Below are 23,370 nucleotides of genomic sequence, written 5' to 3'. Positions count from 1 at the left end.
TCGACCGAGCGCGCCATCGCAGGATCGGACCAGGAGCAGGATCCGGAACTGCCGGTCATCTACGCGACGGGCTTTTCGCCCGGCCCATTACGCCTCGTTCCCAGCAGCCGGATTGTGCGCAAGCCCTTCCATCCGAAGGAGATCGCCCGGATGATCAGGAGCTCAGCGAGGAAAAGGGGGCGCTGTCGGGTTGGCTGCGGCCGAACCTTAGCCGCGATCGCCATAGCCCGGACCGCCGTCGGATCCGTCGCTTGGGTGCACCGGCCCTTCCGCGGAATCAACCTTTCGGCAGGCCTAGTTCCTCGACGGCTCGACCGCAGATCGCACCGGGATCCTTGAGGCCGGTCTGACCGATCTCGATGATCTTCTTGGCAATCAGTTCTGTGAGAGGATCGTTGCGATCCTGTACGCCAATCGCGCGGAGGGCCTGTTCGTAGGCTTTGGAAAGCCGTGTGATCTCTTCGGGCCCAAGAGGCGAGTTTTGAAGTATTCGGTAGATGGCCAACTTGTTGTCCCCTGGGCGCACCGTAGCACCGATCTGCTGAAGGAGCATTGCTTCTTAGCGGCCAATTTTAACTTTCGCAGACTGCCCCCCGCTCGCGTCCTGCGAGCTTGCAGGCGGCGAGCGGCGAAGAAAATCGTCGCGGACGCGTACAGGGCCTCCGCGCCTTTCCTGGCGATTCGACCCGACACTTCGCAGCGCGAAGAGGAACGATAATGCGAATGCCAAGTTTTCCCGACGCCCCTGCCCCAAGGGGCGAACCCCGTACTGGCCCCAGCTCATAGCCCCCTGCCCCCCGAGCTGGGGCCTTCGTACGCCAATCCTGGGAAGCGCTGCGAGGCGAAGGCTTCGGTGAAGCTTTCCGCTTTCTCAATCCTTCGCACCCAGGACTATTGATGCTCGCCCGTAGCGGCGGAATGCTTGGCGGCGAGCAGCTTCAGCGCGGTCTCGATCTTGGCGAGGAGCGCCTGGAATTCGGCGCGCTCGTTCGGACCGGGATCCGCTTCGAGCCGCGCCAGCAATTGCTCCTTTTGGACAGGAGCTTCGCAACAGCAGACATCTCATCACCTCGATGTCGAAAGGGCCGCTCAGAGAGCGGCCCTTTTTCCTAATTCACCAGCTTCGGGTGCCGAAGCTGAAACCGATGCTTGGGCCACCGCCGTAGTAGCCGTAGCCGCGATCGTAGTAGCCGGGCGCGCCATAGGAACCGTAGCTTCGGCGCACCACATAGCCATCGTCTCCGCCGTAGTACCGCTGGACGTAGCGGGGACCGCGGGTGCGGTAGCAGCGGCCGTACTCGTCGCAGACCAGGCGAACCTGGTCGACGTTGGCCACCTCCGCCGACCCGATCGAGGTTTCATTGAGCGGAGCTGCCGACGCTGCCGACGCCAACAGGACCGTCGCGAAAGCTCCGAGCGCAATTGTCTTCATGTTCGTCTTCCTCCGTTTGGCGAGATCAGTCGATCTCTTCGATGACGCGACGTTCCTGCGGTTCGACGATGTAGGTGCGGCTATCCCGGTGAATGTACCGGTACTCCCGCAGGCTCGGCGCGTCGCGATAGACTTCTTCGGGGAAGGCATCGATCTCAACGCCCTCGGGCACGCGCTCGCCCCGGCGGATCTCGGTTCGGACCGTGCTGCCGGTCGTTTGCCGCTCGCGCTCGACGGGACGGGCCTTGGCGTGCTTGCGGATCACCTCGCGATCGCGGTCGCTGAACGTCACCTTGCGCTGCTCGGTGCGCGCCGGCGCCGACGCCGTGGAGCGCCCCGAATACGGCAGGACGGTCACGATCTTGTAGCTGGAGGGCTCCACGATCACGATCTCGTCCTTCACCAGGACGAAATTGTAGCCACGATACTGCGGCACGATCTCGACGACCTCGGCCGGCAGCGGCTGCAGGCGAATATCGCGCGGCACGACCGTGCCCACCGAAAGGGAGAAGTTCACGTTGGTGAGCGGCTGCACGTTCAGATGCGAGATCGACGTGCTGATCCGGGTCCGCTGCTGATCGTTGATGTTCACCGACGCGTTCACGTTGGTGTTCGACGAACGATCGGCCGTGTTCTGCTGACTGTTCGGCTGCTGGGCCGTATTGGTCGACCCACTACCCGTCGGAGACTGCGCCTGATTGGTGCCCGAAGCCGGCGGATTCGCGCTCTGCGTCTGACTGTTCGCAGGCGGATTGGTCTGCGCCTGGTTCGAAGGCGTCGTGGTCTGGTTTGAGGGCTGGCTGGTCTGCGCCTGGTTGGTCGAGTTGTTCGAAGCCGGCGCCTGCGTGGTGTTGGTGCCCGTGCCGGAATTGAACGACTGACCTGTCGCGGTCTGACCCGCTGACGGCGTAGACTGCGTCTGGGCGGAATTCGTCGAAGGACTGGTCTGTGCCGATCCTGAAGACGGACTGGATGACGGTGTCGACGTCGAAGACGGCGGTGACGAGGTCGATGTGGAATCCTGTTGACGATGCGTAGCCGACGGGGTGGAGCTCGAGGTGCTCGGAGAAGATTGCGCGAAAGCCGAAGTCGCGATCGCGACTGCAGCGGTCGTAGCCAAGAATAAACGCTTGTTCATCTGAAACCTCCAAAAAGCGGACGTCGATCAACATCCGACGAGGTGCGCGGTTCCACTTCGGGAAAACTCGGCAATGTCGTCTGGATTTCTTGGGAAGGAAGAGGATTGCCCTGTAGCGAAATGGGACGCGCGCGGAGGCGTCGGGAAGAACCGGAACATCGATCGATCCTCCTCGTTGGCAGTGACTACTTACGAAGGATTTTTTTAGGAGGACACCATGAAGAAGCTGATCGTGTGCGGCGCGCTCGCCGCCTTCGCCCTCGGCACCCAGGCCGCCAGCGCCGCCGAGTTCTATATCGTTCGCGACGCGACCACCAAGAAGTGCACCGTGGTGGACACCAAGCCGACGACGACCACCACGACCGTCGTAGGCGACGGTGTCTACAAGACCAAGGTCGAGGCGGAGTCCGCCGTGAAGACCACCAAGGTCTGCACCGAACAGTAAACGGTTGTCGCAGGGCCCAGCCGCTCGGCGAAACCGTCTGACAAAAATGGAGGAGCAAATGCCCGTACTGATTTTGTGGGCCGTTCCCGCCGTCCTCGTTGTTGGCGGCGTAGGCTATTGTGATCGTTCACATGCACTAAGCGATTGACGCTCGCGTGAACGGCCTGCCCGGTAATTTGGGCGGGCCGTTTTTTTTCGTGCAGCATCGGTCGCGCGGCCCTGAGGAGAGAAAAAGGGCCCCGCGGTGGGGGCCCTAATCTCCAAGAACGCTCGTCCTGTTAGTTGTAGTCCGAGTACTTGAACTGCGGGAGCGCTTTCAATTGCTCCTTGTTGCCGCTCATGACGGCGTGGTCAGGCACCCAATCGTTCACGTTGCGGTTCGTGGTCGTCGTCGACGCGGCGCCGGTCGTGGTGTCGCGCGAGGTGGTCGAGGTGCTGGTTGAGCTGGTCCGGACAGGCTCTTCCACAAATTTCAGCTTGTCGATCGAGACGGCGATGTCGTGCTCGCCCATTCCCAGGAAGCCGCCGATGCCGATGACCACCGCGTTGATCTTGCCGCTCTTGTCAACGAGCAATTCGTTGATGTCGCCGAGCTTCTCGTTGGCTTCGTTGTAGACGTTCAGCCCCATGAGCTTCGAGGCACGCCAACTGCCCTTGAGCGCCATCTTCGCATCGGCTGATTGGGCGGTGGCCGCCGGCGCGGCGCGATCGGCCGGCTGAGTGGATTGCGCGAACGCGGCGCCGCCGATCACGGCAGTGCCGAGCAGAGCGACGGCAAGAAAGCTTTTCATCGATTATCTCCTCCCACGTGAGCCAGCACCCTTTCAGATGCCCGGCCCAACGCCCGCAATTGACACTTGTTCCTGATCACTTTCACTCGGAATGGTCTGAAAGGATTCGATCCAAAACTTCGCTGGCGGCCGGACCCAGTCCACTACCGACGTTCGGTGGTCACAAGCCGCACGGCAATCCCCTTGCCTTCGGAGCGAAGGCAAGCCTGCGAGAAATGCGGCCAAACCTGCTTCGAACAGTCGTCCGATTCCTTCGCGGAGTCGCCGGCCTGCTGGACCTTCGGCTGTGGAGGAGGCACTTCGTCTGCAAGAGCGACCGTCGCGAGAAGAACAAAAGCCGCCGCCGCGGAAAGAATGGTTTTCATGGGAGCCTCCTGATCGGCAACTCAACGAAGAGGCTCCGAAGCCGTTCCGGCCGCGAGACGAGATATAGCTGCCCCCTTTTCGAATCCTTCGCGTAATCCGCGACTGAGCAGCTCGCGATATCGGCCTTCGTACTCCCTCGCCATCCGGCTCGCGGCGAAACGCTCCTCGAACCGGGCGCGGACCACTTGTCTGTCCAGCCGCTCCAGTTGGTCCACTGCCCTGATCGCCTGCTCCTCACCATCGACGATGAAGCCGGTGACGCCGTGCTCTACGACTTCCGGCACCGAGCCTGAGCGATAGGCGATTACGGGCGTTCCGCATGCCATCGCTTCGATCATGACGAGACCGAATGGCTCCGGCCAATCGATCGGAAAGAGCAGGCCTGCTGCGTTCGCGAGGAAAGATTGCTTCTTCGCATCGTCGACTTCGCCGACGAGCTGGACCTTCTGGCCATCGATGTTCGGCTCGAGCTTGTTCTTGAAGTAGGCCGTCTCCGCGCGAGGTATCTTGGCTGCTATCCGCAGCGGCATCCGCGCGGCGCGTGCGATGCGCATGGCGGCTTCCGGTCCCTTGTCCGCCGTCAGCCGCCCGAGAAAAGCCAGGTACGAACCACGTTCGTAGGACGGCCTAAGCAGATCCTTGGGCAGCCCGTGCTGGATCGTCGCGATCCAGTTCGCGTCTGGAAGGGGTTGACGCTGGTTGTCGGAAATCGAGATGAAGGCCGCGTTCGGAAAAGCCCCGATCACGTCGGACAGACCGGGAAGGTCGAGGCGGCCGTGCATCGTCGTCAGGAACGGCACGCCGGTCCGGCTCAGCACCGGAAGAGGCACCCAGTCGACGTGGGAGTGGATTAGGTCGAAGTCGCCCGCGCGCTCGGCGATCGCTTCGATCAGCAGCGCGCAGGCGGCGTTTGGATCAGTGCCTCTCCGCCCCAGGCGCAGGGCGCGCGGCCAGACAGGGTGGAGCTTTCCCTTCGTCTGCGAATCCCCGCTCGCGAAGAGGGTGACGTCGTGTCCGAGCTCCACCAGTTCGTCGACAAGCCAGGCGATTACGCGCTCCGTACCGCCATAAAGCTTCGGCGGAACGCTCTCGGCCAACGGAGCAAGCTGGGCGATCCGCATCGGCTAGGCCCCGACCACGCACCGCAGGGCAATCACGATGACCGCGGAAATGAGATATGAAATCGCGAGCAGCGTCCAACTGGGCCTTGTGCTCTCGCGAACCACGCGCGCGACGAACATCTTCATGCCCGTCAACATTCGTCTTCGGGAAGCTGGTGCAGGTAGGCTATCCCGAAGCTGGCGAGTTCTTCGGCATCGCTCTCTCGCTCTTCCCGTCTCCTGTGCAGATAGCGCTCGAGCAGGCAGCGGCGGCTGTCCTGAACGTCGATGTCAGGGTGCGCCACCCGGTACACGGTCCAGGCCGTCTCTGCCGCCTTTCTCACCGTGACTTCGTCGACCATTCTCACGCTCCAAGCGACTGGATCCAGTCGCTGCCAACTCAGCGCGATGGCGAAAGTTTCTAGTTTTTCCCGAGGCTTCGACCTTTGGCGGAGAAGCGCTTGGCGGGTCTATCAGGAAGCTTTCGGTCGCGGGCGGTTCGACGGCGCTGCCGGCGTTGGGCTCGACCAAGCCGAAATGAGTCGTGACGGCGAGGCGCCGGCAACGGTTCAACTACGGGCGGCGGCCCTTCTCGGTGATGCGCCAACCCCCGTTCAGGCGCTCGACCAGTCCTTGGGAGAAAATGTCAAGATCCGGTGGGCGCGCGGCCAAGCGCTTGGTCCGCTCGGCCCAGTCCCGTTCGCTCGTCGCAAGAATCGCCATGTCGCACTCGAGGTCCGCCATGAGGGCCGGCGCTTGGCCTGCCGCCGCCTTTGTTCCTTCTCGAAGTGGGCGGCGACCTTTCGGGCTTCCCCTTCACTGATCTTGGGAGCGGCTCTCTTCGCCGGCTTCGCGCGAGCTGTTCGCGCTGCGCTCCGTTCTCGCCGGATTCCAGAGCGAAGGGAAGACCGGGTTGCTCGCCGAAGCGTGGGTTCGATCTGGCGGCCCGCCGCCTCTCATCCTGAAGAAGCGGATCGCGCACAAGGGCATCTGGGTGGAGCCGAAGCTGCTCGCCGAAGTCGAATATCGGGCCAAGTCGCGGAAGGAAAGGTGAGGCACCCGTTTTTCAAGGGGCTTCGCGAGGACCTCTGAGAAGGCGGGTGGCGGCCGAACTATCGACGGGAACGAGCGTTATCGATCATGTCAGACGCATTCGACTATTTCCGCGCCTATGCTGTCCGAGCTCTTTGCAATGCGCGATCGATGCCGAAGGGCCGGATGAAGCACCTGCAGCTTGTGGTCGGCCGGATCTATAACCTCCTCAAGAAGGAGGCGGCCTACGGCCCCAATATCCAGCACTTGGACGACTTTCGCGCAGCCCAGAAGCTCGAGAGCTCTCTCGATCGCCGGTCAAATGACCACTCCGGCGGTCGCCTTACTCCGGCGGCGCCGCAAAGCTCGGACCGGGAGGCTGGCTGAATGTCTTCGCTCGACGCGCGCGGCGTGGCAAGTCTCCTGCGAGAGTACGCGCAGCGCACCGCCTTGCGAGGCGGCAATCCCTACCGGGCGAAAGCCTACTCTCGGGCCGCCGACAGCCTGGCGGCCCTAGCCGTTCCTCTAGACGTGCTCATCGCCGCAGATCGACTTACTGAGATCCCGGGCGTCGGCGATGCTATCGCCGACATCATCACCAAGCTCCACAAGACGGGCAGCCATCCGAGCCTCGAAAAGCTGCGGAAGGAGATTCCCGAGGGCGTGCTCGAGATGCTCGCCGTGCCCGGCCTTCGTCCGGAGAAGGCGCTGCGCCTGTATAACGATCTCGGCATCGCCTCACTCGCGGAATTGGAGGCCGCTGCCAAGGACGACCGCATCAAGAAGACGAAAGGACTCGGCGCCGCGCTGCAGACCAAGATCCTGCAGAACCTGGCGATCGCCAAAAGCGGAGAAGGCCGCCTTCACCTTCATCGGGCCGCCGCTCTGCTCGCGCACGCGCAGGACTCGATCCGCAAGGCTCGCCCCGAACTCAAGCGCGTGACGATCGCCGGCGATTACCGTCGAGGCTGCGAGCTCGTCGGCGATCTCGCCATCGTCGCGGAAGCTCCGGAGGCCGTCAAGGCACCGAATCCGTCACCCGCCGAGGGACTGCAGATCCGGCTGTCAGATCGCAAACACTTCGGCGCTACGCTTCTGTTCGCCACCGGCTCCGCCGCACATATCGAGCAGCTCCAAGCCTTGGCTGCCGAGAAGGGCATGCGGTTGAAGGCCGACGGCCTGCACAAGGGCCGCGCGCTGGTCGCCGGCGAGGAGGCCGAGATCTACCGCGCCCTCAGTCTGCCCTTCATCGACCCTGAGCTCCGGGAGGGGCGCGGCGAGATCGAGCTGGCTCTGAAAGGCAAGTTACCGAAGCTCGTCACCGACCAGGATCTGCGCGGCATCCTTCACTGCCACACCGATGCCTCCGATGGCACGGAGACCCTGGAGAGCATTGCCAAGGCCACGCGCCAGCGAGGCTTCGAGTATTTCGGGGTCGCCGACCATTCCAAGTCTGCGCACTATGCCGGAGGTCTGTCGGTGGAGGAGATTGCGCAGCAACATCGGGAAGCCGACCGGCTGAACAAGCGCTTCGGCAAGGATTTCCGGATCCTGAAAGGCATCGAGTCCGACATTCTGGCGGACGGGTCTCTCGACTATGACGACGAGGTGCTGGAGCGCTTCGACTTCGTGGTGGCCAGCATCCATGGCCGGTTCAAACTGGACCGCAAGGCCCAGACGCAGCGCCTGCTTCGGGCTATTTCCGACCCTCACACCACCATCATCGGCCACATGACGGGGCGACAGCTCCAGCGGCGACCGGGCTACGAAATCGACGTCGAGAAGGTGCTCCGGGCCTGCGCCAAGCACGATGTCGTCGTCGAGATCAATGCCCATCCATGGCGGCTCGACCTGGACTGGCGTTGGCACCAGGCGGCCCTCGACTTCGCCTGCATGCTGAGCATCAATCCGGACGCGCACTCGATCGCCGAACTCGACCACATGCACTGGGGCGTCCAGATGGCCCGCAAGGGCGGCGTCCCTGCCGACCGGGTCCTGAATGCGATGACGCTTGCGGAGATCACGCGCTACCTACGCCAGAAGCGGCGCTCGCTCGCCCGCGCCGCGTGATGTCGCAGGGGCACGATCTGGCGCTCGAGGGGAGTGTCGTGGCGGTCGCCGCCGATCGCGGTCACCACTTCAGCAAACCAACTCAGGACCGCATTATCCTGGCGGAAGGTCACGGCGTCGAAGGCGACGCTCACGCCGGCCCGTTCGTCCGGCACCGCTATTTGGCACGCCGCCGGCCCCGGCTGCCCAATCTCCGGCAGGTCCACCTGATCCCGTCCGAACTTTTCCCGTCTCTCCTCGAAGCTGGCTTCGAGATTGGCGCCGGCGACCTCGGCGAGAACGTCACCACCGCCGGCTTGGACCTCGAACGGATGCCGCTCGGGACCCTGATCGAGCTCGGACCGGCCGCAGTCGTCGAGCTGACGGGCCTGCGGACGCCCTGCGTCCTGATCGACCGCTTCCGGGCCGGCCTGAAGCGACAGGTGCTCTCGTCGGCGGAAACGGGCCCTGCGTTCAAATCTGGAGTGCTGGGCGTGGTCCGGGCCGGGGGACCGGTCGTGGCCGGCGACAGCGCGCGGGTTCGCCTTCCATCCTCCTCGGTGACAGACATCAAGTCGAACCTTCCAGACCGGACGACGCCTCTCGGTGCGGAACTATTCAAGCGGTACCGGTGGCAGATCCAGATTTACGCCGTTCGTCGAGCAGTTTCGCTGATCAGGCCGAGCTTGCGGAAGCAGGATCGGTTCAAAAATTTGCGGCGACCAGATCGTAAGAGCCCCTGCTGCCGCGGACGTACATCTTAGCAGCGGCGGCGCATATCAAGTCACGATTGAAATCGAACGCGTGCAGAAAACCCGACTCATCGTAACCGGTATCTGGTTGAATTCGCTTCAGCGCATCTTCGTTTATGAAAAACGATGCCTCAATAGCGCTGTCGTGTCCCCAAAATCGTACGGCACGCCGCGTGCGGTCATATGAACGGCTATGGTTGGGAAACTCGATCATGTTGTCGGGGCCGATCAGTTGTCGGAGCACGAGACCTCCGTGCCGGCTGCACGCGATTTGCGTCGCGGCATATTCGATGGCGTCCGATCCTGTCTCCGGCGCACTCGCGTGCAACCGGTCGATACGCTGACAAGGTATCCGGTAGCCAAAGCTTGGCGCGAAGCGCGAAGGGAGGGACGTTGGAGCGATCCGGTTGCGCCAACCTCTAACTGGGTATGCTGGAAGCGGATCACAACCCCGCTCGATCCCGCCACAGCAAATAGTCGCGCCTGGCCTCGTTATTCTGCGGATCGGCACTATATCTTGGATATCACCGCGCGCCCCTCGGCTGTTATCGGTGACTGAGAGCAGTGTGCTCCCGCCGCGACCTAGAGGCGGTTACTATGTCAGATATCTCCAAATTCAGCGTTCGCGAGTGGTTGGTGCCTCCGGTACTGCTGCCGATCTTCTTTGTGCTGCTGATCGCTGCTGCGATGCTTATTCAGTGGTAGTTCCCCTCGTTGGGCCCGCGCCGTCTGCTGAAGCCAACCGCTCATTCCGGCCAGTCAAGCGAGTCCAATCGTCGTTAGCTTGCAAGCTGAACATCCGGGCGGCAGACGCCCTGGATGGAGCCCGCAAGATGCCGCCGGGAGACGAGCGCGCGGAGGCAATGAAAAAGGCTACGATCCTGGAGAACGCCGCTGAAATGCTCGAGCATTTCAGCCGCAGGGTCGGCGTGCCGGCAAAATGACGGTTGAGGGCTAGTTTCTTCCCCCGCTCCACCGTTCACGCCCAAACTCGGGCACTTAGGAAAAGAGCTCCTGGGCAGGCATGGATCGTAGGAGCACCGAGATGCTTGTCCCAGATCGATCGCTCGTTTCAGTCAACACCCGTTTTCCCGTGGATGCCTATCCGATGGTACCCGATCTTTCACGCAGTCCGGCCGTCGTTCTCGTCGTAGAGGACGACATGATTCTCCGCATGCGTGCGGTCGACATGGTGGAAGACGCCGGTTACACGCCGGTTGAAGCTCTGGATACCGACGAAGCCGTCGCAATCCTCGAATCCAGGTCCGACATCGCGCTCATATGCACCGACATTCAATTGCCCGGCAGCATGGACGGCCTGAGTCTTGCGCATACCGTGCATAAGCGTTGGCCGGCGATCAAGATCATCCTGGTGTCGGGACAATTGAACCCATCGAGCATCGATCTTCCCCCCTGTAGCAGATTTTTCGGCAAACCACTCCAAGCCTGGCAAGTCATAGCCCAGATGCGCAGCATGATAGGCCACGCCTGAATCTCGTGGTTCTTGGCGCCGGATGCCGCCAGACCTTTCAATGCCAACACCCGGCCGAAATCAAGTGCGGTACCCCGCCCAAGGTGATACAGTTGCAAATGCTTGAAGTCGATCTCCGCACAGACAGGCGTCCGGGCGGCGCAGAATTCCAACAGGACTTTCTGGCGGCAGAGAATGTCAGCCTGCGGTTACTCCTGGCGCAGGCTGAGATCAATACGAGGAGCCTGCTTGCCAAGGCCGGTATCGATGCCAAAGAGCGCGAGGCATCCGACAAGCTGCAGAAGCTGATCCTCGAAGAACTGCACCACCGCATCAAGAACACGCTCGCGACCGTCGCCGCAATCGTCTCCCAGAGCCTGCGCAACCTGCAGGGGGGCGAGCACGCGCAACATGCCATCGAGGGCCGGCTTTTGGCACTCGGCCGGGCCCACGATCTCCTTCTGCAGGCAAAATGGTCCAGCGCCGATCTTGGCACGGTCGTCCGCAGCGCCATCGAAGCCTTCGACAATCCCGCCGAGTCGAAATTCTCGATCACGGGACCCGATATCCGGATGACGTCGGCTGCCGTCATCGCCGTCGCGATGACGCTCAATGAGCTCTGCACGAACACCACGAAGTTTGGCGCCCTGTCGGTCCCGGAGGGGCGCGTCGACCTCGTCTGGACGGTAGACCAACCGACACAGCGCTTGCACCTCACCTGGACCGAAAAGAACGGTCCGGTTGTCCAGCCGCCCGCCAAGCGCAGCTTCGGAACACGGCTGATCGAGACGCTTGGCAAGCAGCTCCAGGGCAATGTGCAATTAGCCTATGCGTCGACGGGTTTCTCGTACACGTTCGACGTACCGATAGCTTCTTTGAGCTCCCCGCCGGCATAGCCAGCGCGCATGTGGTCACGTGAGTGGATCAGTATTTACGTGAGTGGATCAGTATTTCTCTTCGTCCCTTTTTGTTGGGCGCCTTCGAGGCGACGACCAAAGCAAAGCCGTCGTTGAAGGGGTCTCCCATTCGCGGGACCCACGCGGGATCCTGGGAGCCGGCGCATTGCCGATTATGCAGCGTGCTGCATCACTCAGAGCGGATCCACAGTCGCGGGGCCGGTAGCCAGGTCACAGCGGGCGGTCGCGAGTCACTCTGCGGGAATGCGTTACCATCGCCGACCCCAATTGCCGCCCCACCTACTTCCCCATCCGCTGCCACCTCGAAGCAGCCGCACGATGAGCAGCAGCAATATCGCTCCGATGGTGGCGTTGACGATCGCGCTGATCATCCCTCTACCGAGATGGATGCCTAGCTGAGGTAACAACCAGCTTCCGATAAAGGCGCCCAAAATCCCGACAATGAGGTCACCGATAATTCCAAAACCGGTCCCCTGGACGATTTGACCAGCCAACCAGCCCGCAACGAGACCGACAAACAGTATGACCAGCAGGCCTTCGCTCGACATATTCATTGTGACACCTCGGCATTCTGGTTTGGACGCAGTATTCCAAGCTGATCCGCCTGGTGTCTGTGCAAATTTGATCAGCTTGTTGGAATATTGGCTTTGGCGCCAGGTATGGCCTCACGCCATCGGCCTCGTCGCAATTGGTTGAGCTCGCCTGTCAGGGTAACAGGCAGTCCACCACTCCTTTGGTCGCAGGTAGAGGCACGCGCGGTCGATTTGAAGTCTCATTTCGAACCGTTTTCTGACTCGCGAGCTGCACTGACAAGGCGCGCCTCGAGTTTCGCGCCATTCCCGTGCAGGCACGAGCCGCTGAAGTGAGGCCAAGTCTGCTTTGCGCAGCCCGTGTCGACAACATGAATATCGCGCCGGTTGCTCTTCTGGAGGGCGGCCGACTGCCCAGGTTCGACCTCTGGGGCATATACAGACAGTACGAACAAGGCGGCGACAATGAAGGCGGAAATTGCGACGGCCGAGAGCGTTTTGATCATTGGTTGCGGTCGTGTCATTCGCTGCTTTGGCTCGTGAACTTAATGATGATTCGCGCTTTGGTTCGTTGGAGAATCTAGCTTGAGCCGTATATTCAAACCCTTTGTGCTTCTGATCGCCGCCATCTACTTCCTGGTGGACGCCGTCTTTTTCACTCTCTTCAAACCTGTCCTTCGCCGGATGGCGGATTGCTGGGTATTCGAAAGCTTGCGAGCGTGGATTGTGTCGCTTCGCCCATATCCTACTCTGGCGCTGTTCATCGTGCCGGTCATTTTGCTCGAACCTGTTAAGCCTGTTGCGGCTTACCTGACGGCGACAGGCCACGTCGTTGACGGGCTTATGGTCCTCATCGTTGGCGAGCTTCTCAAGCTCCTGCTTATTGAGCGTCTCTTCAGCGTTAGCCGCGATAAGCTTATGTTAATTCCTGTTTTCGCCTGGTGCTACGACAGGTTTTGTCAAGGCCAGGACTGGGTCGCATCCCTGCAGGCATGGCAACTCATGCGTCGTTGGAGCTCCAATGCCAAGCACGCTGTTCAAAGATATGTCCTTGAATTTAAGGCTGCGCAGAAGCGAAAGAGGCTTTTTTGGCGAGCGCGCTGAACGTCGGCGCACGGCTGAGCAAATAGCGCCGCCAGATGTTTGTTGAAAACTATTCCCTTCTGACAGGTTGTGTCGTCGCCCAGATCCCCATCTAGGGAACCGTGTTGGGATCTAAACCGGAGGCCGCAGCCCGGAAGAAATCCACTTCATCGAATGGGTTTCGCTGACGACTTTATCGACGTGATGGCAATTGACGCCCTGAAACGTACGAATCTCGAATCCGATCCGAGAGGGCTTAATGTGCGTCAGGGTCATTGGACCCAAGCATTGGGGGCAGGTATGGGGCTGAACCGCTATGCGGCTTGGGTCGAACAAGACTGCTAAGGATGACATGATGCTCACCTAAACTCAGGCGGGAGCGTTACAGAACTCTCAGTCACCGATAGATGCCGTGATGGGGGCGGTGATGGCGGCACCATGGAATCATCGCTATCCCAGCGCCGTTCTATTTTGCTCACTTTCGAAAAGTTAACGAATTAGGACCCGGGAAAGCACAACGCCACCAAGCCCAATAATGCTTGGTGGCGTTGGATTAGGTCCGGACAGCGCAATCCCCCGGTTACCACCAAAACAGCAGATATGCACTGCGATCGTCTGTTCAAAATTGCTCACTTTCAAATTAGATCATTGCCATTTTTAAGACTAGGCCACTGTCGTCTGAAACAGGCCAGTACCTACCGTCCCGAGCCGTCCTGATCAGGACACTCGCAATTTGAAATTTTGACAGTGAGCAAAAGTGAGCAAGCGCCGCTGCGGCTGCAAACGGAAACCGCAGCCATTCTGTGAGTTCTCTCAAGATCCAGACGGCGCTGGGCCGTGCGGGGATCGACAGCCCATGCATCGCAACAGTTTTCTGATACTCGATCGCCTCGTGGGCGAGCAGCAAGCGTGGAATGGTGAGAGCTTAGATCAGACCACATTTGCAAGCCGGTCTTCTGTGCGCGCAGGAACGTAGCCTGATCTTGTCAGTTAGCGCTCCGAGACTTCATCTTAGGGAGTGTTCGCTATGGAGAACGATCGAATTGCCGGCTCGGCGAAGGACTTCGCCGGTAGGGTCGAGGGCACCGTCGGCGATATCGCCGGCGACGCAAAGACCCAGGCAGCAGGCCGCATCCGCGAGGCGACAGGCACCGCGCAGAACCTGTATGGCCAGGCCAAGGATGCAGCGCGGGAAGCTACGGATGCCGCCGTCAACTACGCCAAGGACGCTTATGAGAACAGCGGTGATACTTTCCGTGACGGCTCGCAAGCGATCGCGAAGAAGGTGCAGGACAATCCCCTCGGTTCGATGTTGATCGCGGGCGGGATGGGCTTTGCGTTGGGGCTATTGCTGACGCGCCCGCCGCACCATCCGCCGCAGCGCGGGCGACAACGGCTATGACGGCCATATCGGAGCTATTCACGCTTTTTGATTGATTGGCTGTTTGTTGACTTGGAGATGAGATCGTGAGTGATGACATCCCGCTGGCCCCTTTCGCCCATGAAAGCTTGGATTCCGTTCCAGAACCGAAATCCACCATCGCGGAAGTCTCCGAAGCTGTGAAGGGGGCAGTCCATCGAGTTAGCGGCGCGATAGAAGCGGGTCGAAAGCCAGGGATGCCGTTGAGCATCTTGAGCAATATCGCGCGCGAAGCGCCACTTGGTTCGCTGTTAGTCGCGTTCCTGTTGGGCGTTGCCGTCGCACGCCGGCGATGATGGTTTTGGGGGCGCGCTAACCGTCCCAGGCTATACAGATCTCAGGACTCCTCGGTAGCTGCTTAGAGCAGGTGCCCGATACCCGCCCGCAATGGCCGAGAAGGGTCCTGTGCCATGGTCACCTCCTTGGTGAGGGCGGTAGGCTAAGTGCGCTTAGAGCGGGCATCTTCAGAGCGAGACGGCACGTAGAACAAATCGGTTTAGACTTTAGCTTATTGAATCATCCCGCTCTATTTCAGGCTTTTCACGCAAAACGGCGTTCAACAGCGGATTATGAACCTCAATCTTTCCATTGTAGCTGATGAGTCCGAGTTTGCGGAATTTGTTCATGAAGTAGCTCACGCGGGATCGGGTCGTTCCAATCATCTCAGCCAATGTTTCCTGGCTGATATCCAATAGAATAGGCTGAAGTACTCCTTCCTTTCCGAAATGCGCGAGCAGAAGAAGAAGGCGCGCGAGCCGCTTCTCGCTTGAATTAAAGAGCTGGTCGATCAAGTCCTCTTCAACTCGGCTGCCGTGTCAAGAGATACGCCATGAACAGCTCGGAAAAGTTCGGCTCGGAACGAAGGGTGGCGATCATCGCTTCTTTGGTTATTGAGGTGATCACACATTCTTCCATCGCCGTCGTCGTCGCGATCCGCAATGGTTGGCTATTGAGGCACCCCTCGCCGAAGAACTGGCCCGGTTCTAGAATCCCGACCACCGCTTCCTTGCCTTGCTCCGATAGGACAGTAAGCTTGACCCGTCCCTTTTGAATATAGAAGACCCTCTCCGCCACGTCTCCTTGCTCGAAGACGTGCTGGTTTCTCTCCAATTTCAAGATCGTTTTGCCAGCTCCTACCTTGGCGAGAAAGGCTTTGGGGTCGAACCCTTCGTCGGCAAGCTTGGCCACAGGAGCCTCCTTTGCTCCGGACATGCGCGCCAGCATTATAGCGGTTCCAACACCAAAATGAAGCGGCTGCTTACGCAGTCACCACTGTCGTTGGCCAGCCGTCCTTGATCTCTGCTTTGGGCGGTAGCGGATCTTCGAAATTTTCCCGTGGCCAGAAACTCCGGCGCAGTGCAACACTATGTGTTACGCCCTTTTGCGAAGTCTCGACACTAGGCGAAACCGGCGACGACCCGTATGGCTCAGTCTTACCATTGACCGCTGTTGCGCTACCGAGCGACATTACTGACCTCTCCAAGCTGCCCGATCGCGCGTAGCTCGTCCTTCGTTTACAAGAGAGCAGCGATCTCGGTGTCTGACGCTGGGCGTCCGCCACGTGCTGGAGGCAGCGTACGCAAGGCGGGCAATCGGGTCCGGGTCACCGCGCCATTGATCGATTCGAGACGATTTCGAGCGCCGTGTCGAAGGACTCCGCAAGGCCGGAGCTAACAGTCTGACACGCTTGCCCATTGACGAGTCCCGACGATGAGCCGCGCCCACGATCTTCTGCCGCGGACCCGCACTTGTGCGATCACCGTTCCCCCTCAAGGTGTAAGCCGCGCGCCGTCTACGGCCCGCACGCCTTTCAAGCGATTACCGTGGAAACGGTCACTACACTGAATTAGCATTCCGCGATTCGCGGTGGTCGTAAGGGGTGGTCGTAAGGAGTGTGCCAGATGGCCGCATTCTGATTCAGGCGCCATCGAAGGAGTTTTGATCGCCAAGACGCGAACCCACCTAGAACGCCGGCCCTCCTTTTGCCAGGGTCGAAGTGTCGCATCCCGTCAAAAAACGCCGTATGTCGAGAGTTAGTACTTAAACTCCGGCATGGCCTTCAATTCGTCCTTGGTCGCGTTATACACCGCGTGATCGGGATACCAACGCGTACTGGCGCTGGTTGTGGTGGTTGTCGTGGTGGTTGTTGCGGCACCGGTGGTGGTTCGCGTGGTGCTGTCTGGAGCGGGAGTGGTTGCAGGCGCATTCGCCGGTGCGGACGTTGTTGACGAAGTTGTCGAGGTCACCGGCTGGTCAACCCACTTCAGCTTATCGAAGGCGACCGCCACGTAGTGTTCGCCCAGGCCGAGAACGCCGCCCACACCCAGAATGACATTGGCCACCTTGCCTGACCTATCCAAAATCACGTCGTGGATGTCGCCGATCTTCTCGTTGGCTTCATTGTACACATCGACGCCGGCGAGCTTGGACGCGCGCCATTCACCCTCCTTGTGCGTGGTAGCACTGGTTGTCGAAGCCGCTTGGTTTGTGGCTGTTTGCGCCGCCGCCGCGCCGGTCATCGACGCGATAGCCAGGAATGCTATTGCAAGACATTTGGAAATCATGATGTTCCTCCATTGTTTTGGTGAACAATAACGCGGTGTGACTTTGGTTCCAGCGACGGAACAGTAAATCATCTCCCCGCGGCAAGGTCTCAGAGAGGCGGTGGACACCCGCGCTCAAATATTGCGCTACTCATTCGATCACCTCGTCGGCGCGAGAGTAGCGTGAGTTGCGGCCTTCTCGACACCCGCGCGGCAGATAATCAGCCGGTTTGCCCAAATCACATTCTGCACCTTAAGGTGCGTTTCGCTCGTTGGCATTGCGGCGGAGTCGACTGCGATCGCTCGGCGCTACCCGGCAAACTGCGCCTGGTGATCATCGTACGAACATACAAGCACCGCCTAATTAAAAGCGAGAACTGAGATTCCGAAGCAACCATTGGTGGCGCGCGGCATTGGTCCACTGTTAAACAAACAAGGGAAAGTTCAAAAAATGTCGAACGCAAATCAGATTCATTCGAATCAAAATTTCGAGCACCAGCAGAATAGTAACGAACAAATCGATACAGGGACTGCGTCATCTAACGCCTTCCTGGCGATTGCCACTGCTTACGGTGACTGCACGAAAAAGTCGTTTGAAGACACGAAACTGTTCGTTGAGAAGCTCTCTGGCGTGAAGTCGCTCGACAAGGCGATTGAAGTTCAAACCGAATTCGCCAAGACGGCCTACGAGACGTTCGTTACGGAGTCACAGAAGATTGGCGGACTGTACAGCGATTTTGCCAAGCAGTCCTACAAGCCATTCGGTGATCTTGTTGCAATGATGACCTCGACAAATCGATAAATCGTTCCCCGCGGTGTGTCAGAGCACAAATACCCTGCTCATCGCGAGGTTTTTTTCCGATCATCACTTAATCCGTCTAATCCTGGCAGCTGAGAGCTTGCGCTCGCGTTTGCTACGAGGAGCATATGTCCAATCCTAATCCGCTTTTCCAAGAGTTGTCCTTTGATCCAGAGCAGGTAACCGCCGTGAATCAGGCCTACGACCTGGCATGTCGAACACTTCAGAATATCGGTCAGTTGGAGGTAGATCGCGAAATTATTGCTAAGGGTATTTTGCAGGCTGCAGGCAGCGGCGAGCGGGACGCCAACAAACTATGTGAACGTGCTATCCTTGGATTGACCCCGGTGGACTATCGGCAGCATGGCACTTAAAACAACCAACGAAGCGACCGGTTTCGGCTTCGAGACGGAGACATCGGCCTGCCAATCAAGAGGCCAGGAGACGCTATTCTGATGTCGAGACCGCCAGCTGACCCGATAGGGCTTGTTACTACCTCCGCCGTGCTGCAGCGGACCATTTCACCTTGGGCTGGCTGATGCACGGCCTTCGCAAGCGATCCTTCGGGATCATCATGATCCTGCTCGCGCTGGTCGCGCTCGCACCGGGCTCTCGATCGTAGCTGGCCTGCTACTCACGATTCCCGCGTTCCAGATGATCGCGGGCAAACCCGCTCCGGTCTTTCCACGCCGCATCGCCACTCGTTCCTTGCCGACGAAACACCTCGCTGCTGTGGTGCAGCGATCCTTACCGGTGCTCAGATATCTTGAGAAGGTGGTTCATCCACGGTGGCGCACCCGTTGGAGGCAACCAAGCGCCTGGTCGGCTCGTCGTGGTACTGAGCGCTACTCTGGTCTTCATTCCAATACCCCTGAGCAACGTCGTCCCCGCTTTGGTGATTGCCTTGATCTCCCTTGCCTATCTCGAGGAGGATGGGGGCCTGTCTCTCGATCGCCTTGCTGGCCGCCGCCATTTGTGCGGTCGCGACGGCGGTAGTTTGGCAGACGGTCGTCGGCGCAAAATGGATCATCGATCTCTGGTAGCGACCTGTCGCTGGTAACGAACCGTGCGATGCCGCTTGCTGGCCGCGCCAACAATACTCGCGTCGCTTCTGTCCGGAGACCGTTTGAAGCCGCAAACAAAGGCGTCAGCGCTGCTTCGCTCGACCACACGACCAGCGGAGCTACGGGACCGAAGCGGGAAAGAATAGCCTTGCTGGCGGGAGAAACCTTTCCTTCGGATCGATGTTGTCATTCCAGCAACAGAACCGGGCGACTGGCAGTTGCTCGAAAAGCCGCTCGGCGTAATGCCCGGGCGGCTTTTTCCTTTAACGTGGGAGGGTGCAATGCCAAATGATAAGCCCCTCAAGCCCGACGACTTTCCGGTTGAGGTTGAGGGCGACGAATTAATGACTGCGGACGGCAAGCCAATCGCCAAGGCGAAAACGCCAGACATCGCAGAGGATATCGCGGACCGTCTCAACGAAGACGATTGCCGTAAAGAGCAGGACAGATGGTCGGCTTGATTTTGCCTGTGGTCGCGTCGAAGCATGCCGCTTCATCGCCAGTTCGAAAACCGTTGTGTCTCCCCCTCCCGCAGATCGCCGGGTTTGGTACCCTACAGAATTCTGTTGAAATGATACGCAGCCACCGCCAGGTGCGTGCAGGTTCGCTCCGTATCGGATTCTCCTTGTCGCTTCACGCAGGCTTGCACCGACGGCAAGATCAGCCTTTCGGCTTTAACCTGAACGTTCCTGATATGGCGTTGCTCATGCGGGTCTATATTTGGCCAGATCGCTCTTTGCTAGTACGCCCATTCCTTTCCGGCCTTTCCGGGTGGGTCCGAGCGAGAGCAGAGAGGTTTCCTCGTTGCTTGGCGCCTGGTCGAGCCCAAGAAATGACTTAGCGCACACAGGGGTTGAACGTTCTGGCGACAGCCCAGTGATCGACGCGATCACTCGCATTACTTCCCAATACATCTCCCAACCCAAGATAGAAGCGGAACTATAGGCTGTTGGGGCCGTTCCACTCTATGGCCGACCTTCGTCGGCATGGATTCAATTTGAATTGGAAAAATCAGATGAGAAAGCCATTAATGGTGTCCGTGGCCGTTGCGGCCTTGTTGGCCACGACCGGGCTTGCGACAGCTCAAGGCGTTAATCAAGGAGCAGCGAAGGAATCTCCGACTGTCGCTTCGCCTAAAGGTGATACTGCGGCGCCGATGAATGCACCCGCAAAGGGCGCCGAGACCGCTACACCCGGCGCTGGGTCAAAAGAAGCGGCGCCTCAACATGCGCAGGGCAAGCCGGATGCAAAAACGACCGGCGACATGAAAGCTGATGGCAAGTCGAAGGCTTCAGAGTCAATTACTCCGACCACCACTTCGAAGGACATGAAAAATCCGACCGCCGAAACGAAGTCGCCTTCTGACAGCAAGGCGACGAGCGACATGAAAGCCGACAGCAAGGCGAAATCACCTGATTCGACCACCACCTCAAAGGACTTGAAATCTCCGACTGCCGAGACCAGGCCTTCGACACCCGACAGTAGGACGACCGGCAATGCCGCAACCTCGGCGACATCAGCGCCTCCCGCCGAAAAGCGCACCCAGATAACCTCGGCGATCAAGCAGGAGAAGGTTGAGGAAGTTACAAACGTGAACTTCAACCTCTCAATCGGAACGGCTGTCCCGGCGGGTGTCCGCTATCATCCGATGCCAGCACGTATCGTGGAAATCTATCCGGAATGGCGTGGATACGATTTCATCCTTGTGCACGGCAACTACATCATTCTTCGCCCGCGCACCCACGAGATCGTTTACATCATCGAAGGTTAGGCGAACTCGCCAAGCACACGACAAGCAGCTACAAAAAACCAGAGGGGGGCTTAAGAGCCGTCCTCATTTTCTGAGCCAGCGGCCGCGGAAGGTCCTATTTGTCCTCTTCGAGTCTTTTTTCGAAAGCGAGCAGTATTGACCAGTGTGGATGGAACCAAGACACTATATTGGTTAGATCACCGCCCTACCATAGGCAACAATCGGTGACTGAGAGTGTCGCACTCCCGCCTGGGTCTTAAGGGGAGTATCATGCCGTCGACTCAATCCCATCCAAGTGTTGGTGTTGCAGACTTCAGAATTCATAACTGCTCGAAATGCCGAACACCAATGAGGTTGGTCTGCATCGAGCCGGACAAACCTGGTTTTGATGTGCGCACCTTTGAATGCGCAAAGTGCAGTGCCGACGAAACCCTCCTCGTTGCCATTTAACTGAGTTTCATATCCCGCTTGATTGCGCCCGCCTACAGAGCAGCGCAAGAGCTCCTACGCTAGAATGCATGATTGTGATGCCGCAACCGCGGAAGCTATTGCGGCCGATCGCATGATGCCGCGGGGAGCGGTCCGAAGGACACAACTCGTTTCGCCGGCTCGATCATCGCAAGGATCATTGGCGAACCGCATCCAGTGCAGCCGGCACGATCTTGTGGAGAGTTGGGATTGAAGCTGTCCCTATTTTACTGGGGAAGGCGAAGGACAATCAGTGAGCAGCGTTGCTCCTTCCCATGTATGGGCGTTCAGCCAATCATTGTTCTTGAACAGGGCTCGAAGTGATAAGGCTATCTGTCGCCGCTGATTCCGCTCAGCCCCCGGCGGGAACGAGCGGGCATAGCGCAACATATCGCGCCTTATCTGGATAAACTCCTCAATGCTGTGACGCTGCTCGAAGGTTGGCAACCGGTGGACGGAAGACATGATGCTCCCCTGACGTTATCGGCGAGAGCGCTACCGGGCTCTCAGTCACCGAAAGCTGCCACTGACGGGGCGGTGATGAGGTAGTTTGTACCCCGGCGGCGATGACTACTGGTCAATATTGCTCAGTTCTCGAATTTGTTCCTCTGTAGGTTTGTTACGCCCGCGCTCTTCCGGACGAACTCGTTCGCTGAAAGGGGTTATGATTGACACCGGAAGCGATCATACGCTCCCATTCAGAGGGAAAGCCATGGTTGCCGCCATACCGCCAACACAGTGTCCTTCCTTCCCGCTGGATGTTGATCGGCCGGAGCCACATGCCGCTGCGACGGAGGCCGCCGACGAGGCGGAGATGCCGCTGCCATCCGATCCGCAGACGTTCTTTCTCGGTGGTTTGTTCGCGTTGGGCGTCCTGGCGGCACTCTATGTGGCAAGCTCGATCATCCTTCCTGTCGTGGTCGCCCTCGTGCTCAATCTCCTGCTTCAACCCGCCGTTCGCCTCTTGGGGCGTTTGCATCTACCCCGCGCTGTCGGAGCGCTCTTCACCGTCTTCCTGGTGATTGGAGCGCTTGTCGGTACGGTGGCAGCGTTGTCGGTACCGGCCACGACCTGGGCCGAGCGGCTACCCGAGGGCATCCCCCGCCTGGAGGCACACCTGCGGGTTATAAGCGCGCCGATCCAGGCGTTGCAAAAGGTAATCCAACAGGCCGAGCAGGCTGCAGACGCGCCGCCTGGCCGGGGTTCGATTGTTTCGGTTCGCCGCGATCTGGGCATAACGGGCGTACTTTTCGCTGGCACGCGCTCCGTACTCGACGGCCTGTTTACGACTGTCTTGGTGCTCTATTTTCTCCTGGTAGCGGGCAATATATTCCTTCGACGCACCGTTGAGATCCTGCCGACATTCAACAACAAGCGACAAGCCGTCGATATCGCTCAGCAGGTCCAGGAGGACATATCGGGCTATCTGGTGACAATCACGGCCATGAATGCCGCCGTCGGTGTCACGACGGCGGCCGCGATGTATCTTTGCGGCCTGGGAGACCCCTTGTTGTGGGGCACCACAGCCTTCCTGCTCAACTACATTCCAATTTTGGGACCGCTTGTCGGGGTATGCATCTTCGTGCTGGTCGGAATGCTGAGCTTCGAAAGCTTATGGTGGGCTTTGCTGCCGCCGGTCCTCTACTTTGGCATTCATCTCGTCGAAGGTGAAACAGTGACGCCCATGCTGCTGGCGCGGCGCTTCACGCTGAATCCGGTATTGATCATCCTATCGCTGGTGTTCTGGTTTTGGATGTGGGGCGTGCTTGGCGCGATCCTGGCCGTCCCGATGCTGGCTATTCTGAAGATCATCTGTGACAGGTTGCGCCCGCTCAAGGCCTTGGGGCACTTCCTCGAAGGGGAATAGCGGCATTACCGCTGGTTCGCATGACCCGTAGCAACCGAAATGTGGGTGACGACTTTGGGCTGACGGTTTTTGAGAACGGTGGCTGCCTCGGAGCGCGCCCTACATTGATGACCGGGATGACGCGATCGGAGAACCATCCGCCGTCCAGTCGATTCGCCGTATTGGATGCGGTTTACGTGTGCGCGAAGGCGATCAGACCTACGATAAAGTGACGAAATTCCCGAACAACTGCGCACACGTACGCTTGCCGTGAAGTCATTCGAAGGAAATGATGGCCGATAACCGGTTAGTCGACGGTCTTCAGACCGAACCAGTCGTAGAAGAGTGGTGGCTCGCGCCGTCGAATGTCGACT

At 59.4% G+C, this 23,370-nt stretch carries 27 protein-coding genes and 4 pseudogenes; 17 read left to right on the top strand and 14 right to left on the bottom strand.

The genetic code is table 11. The features are described 5' to 3' along the window. Window positions 1-277 precede the first annotated feature (277 nt). The 4 genes from IQ16_RS18385 to IQ16_RS47650 form a co-directional block, all read right to left on the bottom strand. On the bottom strand, window positions 278-505 hold the full coding sequence (locus tag IQ16_RS18385) for a hypothetical protein (RefSeq protein ID WP_035666614.1): 228 nt from the start codon (window positions 503-505) through the stop codon (window positions 278-280). 386 nt (window positions 506-891) lie between these two features. Continuing rightward, on the bottom strand, window positions 892-1,023 hold the full coding sequence (locus tag IQ16_RS47310; RefSeq protein ID WP_283812186.1) for a hypothetical protein: 132 nt from the start codon (window positions 1,021-1,023) through the stop codon (window positions 892-894). Between the two features lie 91 nt (window positions 1,024-1,114). Then, a complete protein-coding gene (locus IQ16_RS18380; protein WP_018643637.1) occupies window positions 1,115-1,432 on the bottom strand; it encodes a hypothetical protein in 318 nt (105 codons plus the stop codon). A 25-nt stretch (window positions 1,433-1,457) separates the two neighbouring features. Further along, window positions 1,458-2,570, bottom strand: a complete 1,113-nt coding sequence (locus IQ16_RS47650) for a DUF1236 domain-containing protein (RefSeq protein WP_018643638.1) — start codon at window positions 2,568-2,570, stop codon at window positions 1,458-1,460. Between the two features lie 217 nt (window positions 2,571-2,787). On the opposite strand from IQ16_RS47650, the gene IQ16_RS18370 reads away from it, so the two are divergent. Further along, window positions 2,788-3,015 carry a hypothetical protein gene (locus IQ16_RS18370; RefSeq protein WP_018643639.1) on the top strand — a complete coding sequence of 76 codons (228 nt, stop codon included), beginning with the start codon at window positions 2,788-2,790 and terminating at the stop codon, window positions 3,013-3,015. Between the two features lie 278 nt (window positions 3,016-3,293). On the opposite strand, the gene IQ16_RS18365 is transcribed toward IQ16_RS18370, so the two are convergent. The 5 genes and pseudogenes from IQ16_RS18365 to IQ16_RS47645 form a co-directional block, all read right to left on the bottom strand. Next, on the bottom strand, window positions 3,294-3,806 hold the full coding sequence (locus IQ16_RS18365) for a PRC-barrel domain-containing protein (RefSeq protein ID WP_018643641.1): 513 nt from the start codon (window positions 3,804-3,806) through the stop codon (window positions 3,294-3,296). Between the two features lie 143 nt (window positions 3,807-3,949). Beyond that, a complete protein-coding gene (locus IQ16_RS18360; protein ID WP_018643643.1) occupies window positions 3,950-4,171 on the bottom strand; it encodes a hypothetical protein in 222 nt (73 codons plus the stop codon). Window positions 4,172-4,192: 21 nt separating this feature from the next. After that, window positions 4,193-5,293, bottom strand: a complete 1,101-nt coding sequence (locus tag IQ16_RS18355; protein ID WP_018643645.1) for a glycosyltransferase family 4 protein — start codon at window positions 5,291-5,293, stop codon at window positions 4,193-4,195. Window positions 5,294-5,424: 131 nt separating this feature from the next. Then, on the bottom strand, window positions 5,425-5,634 hold the full coding sequence (locus IQ16_RS18350) for a hypothetical protein (protein WP_018643648.1): 210 nt from the start codon (window positions 5,632-5,634) through the stop codon (window positions 5,425-5,427). Window positions 5,635-5,693: 59 nt separating this feature from the next. Beyond that, window positions 5,694-6,016, bottom strand: a pseudogene (locus tag IQ16_RS47645) (hypothetical protein). A 223-nt stretch (window positions 6,017-6,239) separates the two neighbouring features. Here IQ16_RS47645 and IQ16_RS18345 point away from each other — a divergent pair. From IQ16_RS18345 to IQ16_RS18330, 4 genes and pseudogenes are all read left to right on the top strand, one after another. Continuing rightward, a pseudogene (locus tag IQ16_RS18345) lies at window positions 6,240-6,364 on the top strand (ATP dependent DNA ligase); the annotation flags it as partial. Between the two features lie 48 nt (window positions 6,365-6,412). Beyond that, window positions 6,413-6,691, top strand: a complete 279-nt coding sequence (locus IQ16_RS18340) for a hypothetical protein (protein ID WP_145831652.1) — start codon at window positions 6,413-6,415, stop codon at window positions 6,689-6,691. Continuing rightward, window positions 6,692-8,374, top strand: coding sequence for a DNA polymerase/3'-5' exonuclease PolX (locus IQ16_RS18335; RefSeq protein WP_018643656.1), 1,683 nt, complete (start codon window positions 6,692-6,694; stop codon window positions 8,372-8,374). 38 nt (window positions 8,375-8,412) lie between these two features. Then, window positions 8,413-9,117 carry an MOSC domain-containing protein gene (locus IQ16_RS18330; protein WP_321175520.1) on the top strand — a complete coding sequence of 235 codons (705 nt, stop codon included), beginning with the start codon at window positions 8,413-8,415 and terminating at the stop codon, window positions 9,115-9,117. On the opposite strand, the gene IQ16_RS18325 is transcribed toward IQ16_RS18330, so the two are convergent. Further along, window positions 9,059-9,319, bottom strand: a complete 261-nt coding sequence (locus IQ16_RS18325) for a DUF1488 family protein (RefSeq protein ID WP_145831676.1) — start codon at window positions 9,317-9,319, stop codon at window positions 9,059-9,061. The two genes, IQ16_RS18330 and IQ16_RS18325, sit on opposite strands and share 59 nt — an antisense overlap. Window positions 9,320-10,213: 894 nt before the next feature. Here IQ16_RS18325 and IQ16_RS18320 point away from each other — a divergent pair. Beyond that, window positions 10,214-10,597 carry a response regulator gene (locus IQ16_RS18320; RefSeq protein ID WP_018643662.1) on the top strand — a complete coding sequence of 128 codons (384 nt, stop codon included), beginning with the start codon at window positions 10,214-10,216 and terminating at the stop codon, window positions 10,595-10,597. 98 nt (window positions 10,598-10,695) lie between these two features. Next, window positions 10,696-11,472, top strand: a complete 777-nt coding sequence (locus IQ16_RS18315) for a sensor histidine kinase (RefSeq protein ID WP_026312088.1) — start codon at window positions 10,696-10,698, stop codon at window positions 11,470-11,472. 269 nt (window positions 11,473-11,741) lie between these two features. Here the strand turns inward: IQ16_RS18315 and IQ16_RS18310 are convergent, their stop codons facing one another. Next, window positions 11,742-12,047: a GlsB/YeaQ/YmgE family stress response membrane protein gene (locus tag IQ16_RS18310; RefSeq protein ID WP_018643664.1), complete on the bottom strand. Its 306-nt coding sequence runs from the start codon at window positions 12,045-12,047 to the stop codon at window positions 11,742-11,744. Window positions 12,048-12,265: 218 nt separating this feature from the next. Continuing rightward, on the bottom strand, window positions 12,266-12,529 hold the full coding sequence (locus IQ16_RS18305; protein WP_018643665.1) for a hypothetical protein: 264 nt from the start codon (window positions 12,527-12,529) through the stop codon (window positions 12,266-12,268). A 79-nt stretch (window positions 12,530-12,608) separates the two neighbouring features. Between IQ16_RS18305 and IQ16_RS18300 the strand changes: the two genes are divergently transcribed. The 3 genes from IQ16_RS18300 to IQ16_RS18290 all read left to right on the top strand — a co-directional run bounded on the left by IQ16_RS18300 (window position 12,609) and on the right by IQ16_RS18290 (window position 14,822). After that, entirely contained in the window at window positions 12,609-13,127 is a 519-nt protein-coding gene (locus IQ16_RS18300; RefSeq protein WP_018643666.1) for a hypothetical protein, read from the top strand. Between the two features lie 1,006 nt (window positions 13,128-14,133). Next, on the top strand, window positions 14,134-14,508 hold the full coding sequence (locus tag IQ16_RS18295; RefSeq protein WP_018643668.1) for a CsbD family protein: 375 nt from the start codon (window positions 14,134-14,136) through the stop codon (window positions 14,506-14,508). A gap of 65 nt (window positions 14,509-14,573) precedes the next feature. Beyond that, complete coding sequence (locus IQ16_RS18290; RefSeq protein WP_018643669.1) at window positions 14,574-14,822, top strand: hypothetical protein; 249 nt, start codon at window positions 14,574-14,576, stop codon at window positions 14,820-14,822. Between the two features lie 207 nt (window positions 14,823-15,029). Here IQ16_RS18290 and IQ16_RS18285 read toward each other — a convergent pair. Both IQ16_RS18285 and IQ16_RS18280 read right to left on the bottom strand, forming a co-directional pair. Then, window positions 15,030-15,738, bottom strand: a pseudogene (locus IQ16_RS18285) (Crp/Fnr family transcriptional regulator). An 821-nt stretch (window positions 15,739-16,559) separates the two neighbouring features. Next, window positions 16,560-17,090 carry a PRC-barrel domain-containing protein gene (locus IQ16_RS18280; protein WP_020607909.1) on the bottom strand — a complete coding sequence of 177 codons (531 nt, stop codon included), beginning with the start codon at window positions 17,088-17,090 and terminating at the stop codon, window positions 16,560-16,562. 430 nt (window positions 17,091-17,520) lie between these two features. Between IQ16_RS18280 and IQ16_RS18275 the strand changes: the two genes are divergently transcribed. The 7 genes and pseudogenes from IQ16_RS18275 to IQ16_RS18250 all read left to right on the top strand — a co-directional run bounded on the left by IQ16_RS18275 (window position 17,521) and on the right by IQ16_RS18250 (window position 23,017). Beyond that, the gene (locus IQ16_RS18275; protein WP_018643671.1) at window positions 17,521-17,871 is read left to right on the top strand and encodes a phasin family protein; all 351 of its coding nucleotides are present in this window, start codon (window positions 17,521-17,523) and stop codon (window positions 17,869-17,871) included. A gap of 125 nt (window positions 17,872-17,996) precedes the next feature. Continuing rightward, the gene (locus IQ16_RS18270) at window positions 17,997-18,242 is read left to right on the top strand and encodes a hypothetical protein (protein ID WP_018643672.1); all 246 of its coding nucleotides are present in this window, start codon (window positions 17,997-17,999) and stop codon (window positions 18,240-18,242) included. A 280-nt stretch (window positions 18,243-18,522) separates the two neighbouring features. Further along, window positions 18,523-18,609 (top strand): annotated as a pseudogene (locus IQ16_RS47640) (hypothetical protein); the annotation flags it as partial. Between the two features lie 91 nt (window positions 18,610-18,700). Next, entirely contained in the window at window positions 18,701-18,928 is a 228-nt protein-coding gene (locus IQ16_RS47635) for an exopolysaccharide biosynthesis protein (RefSeq protein WP_158646938.1), read from the top strand. A 285-nt stretch (window positions 18,929-19,213) separates the two neighbouring features. Beyond that, window positions 19,214-19,393 (top strand): hypothetical protein, encoded by a 180-nt coding sequence (locus IQ16_RS18260; protein WP_020607910.1) that lies wholly within the window; start codon window positions 19,214-19,216, stop codon window positions 19,391-19,393. Between the two features lie 569 nt (window positions 19,394-19,962). Further along, window positions 19,963-20,703, top strand: coding sequence for a DUF1236 domain-containing protein (locus tag IQ16_RS18255; RefSeq protein ID WP_018643676.1), 741 nt, complete (start codon window positions 19,963-19,965; stop codon window positions 20,701-20,703). A 1,159-nt stretch (window positions 20,704-21,862) separates the two neighbouring features. Continuing rightward, window positions 21,863-23,017, top strand: a complete 1,155-nt coding sequence (locus IQ16_RS18250) for an AI-2E family transporter (protein WP_020607911.1) — start codon at window positions 21,863-21,865, stop codon at window positions 23,015-23,017. The last annotated feature ends 353 nt before the right edge of the window (window positions 23,018-23,370 follow it).

The sequence above is a fragment of the Bradyrhizobium huanghuaihaiense genome, from assembly GCF_007830635.1.
Taxonomy (GTDB): domain Bacteria; phylum Pseudomonadota; class Alphaproteobacteria; order Rhizobiales; family Xanthobacteraceae; genus Bradyrhizobium; species Bradyrhizobium huanghuaihaiense.
Note: the sequence above shows the minus strand (reverse complement) of the source record. Positions and strands in the feature narration are given on the sequence as shown.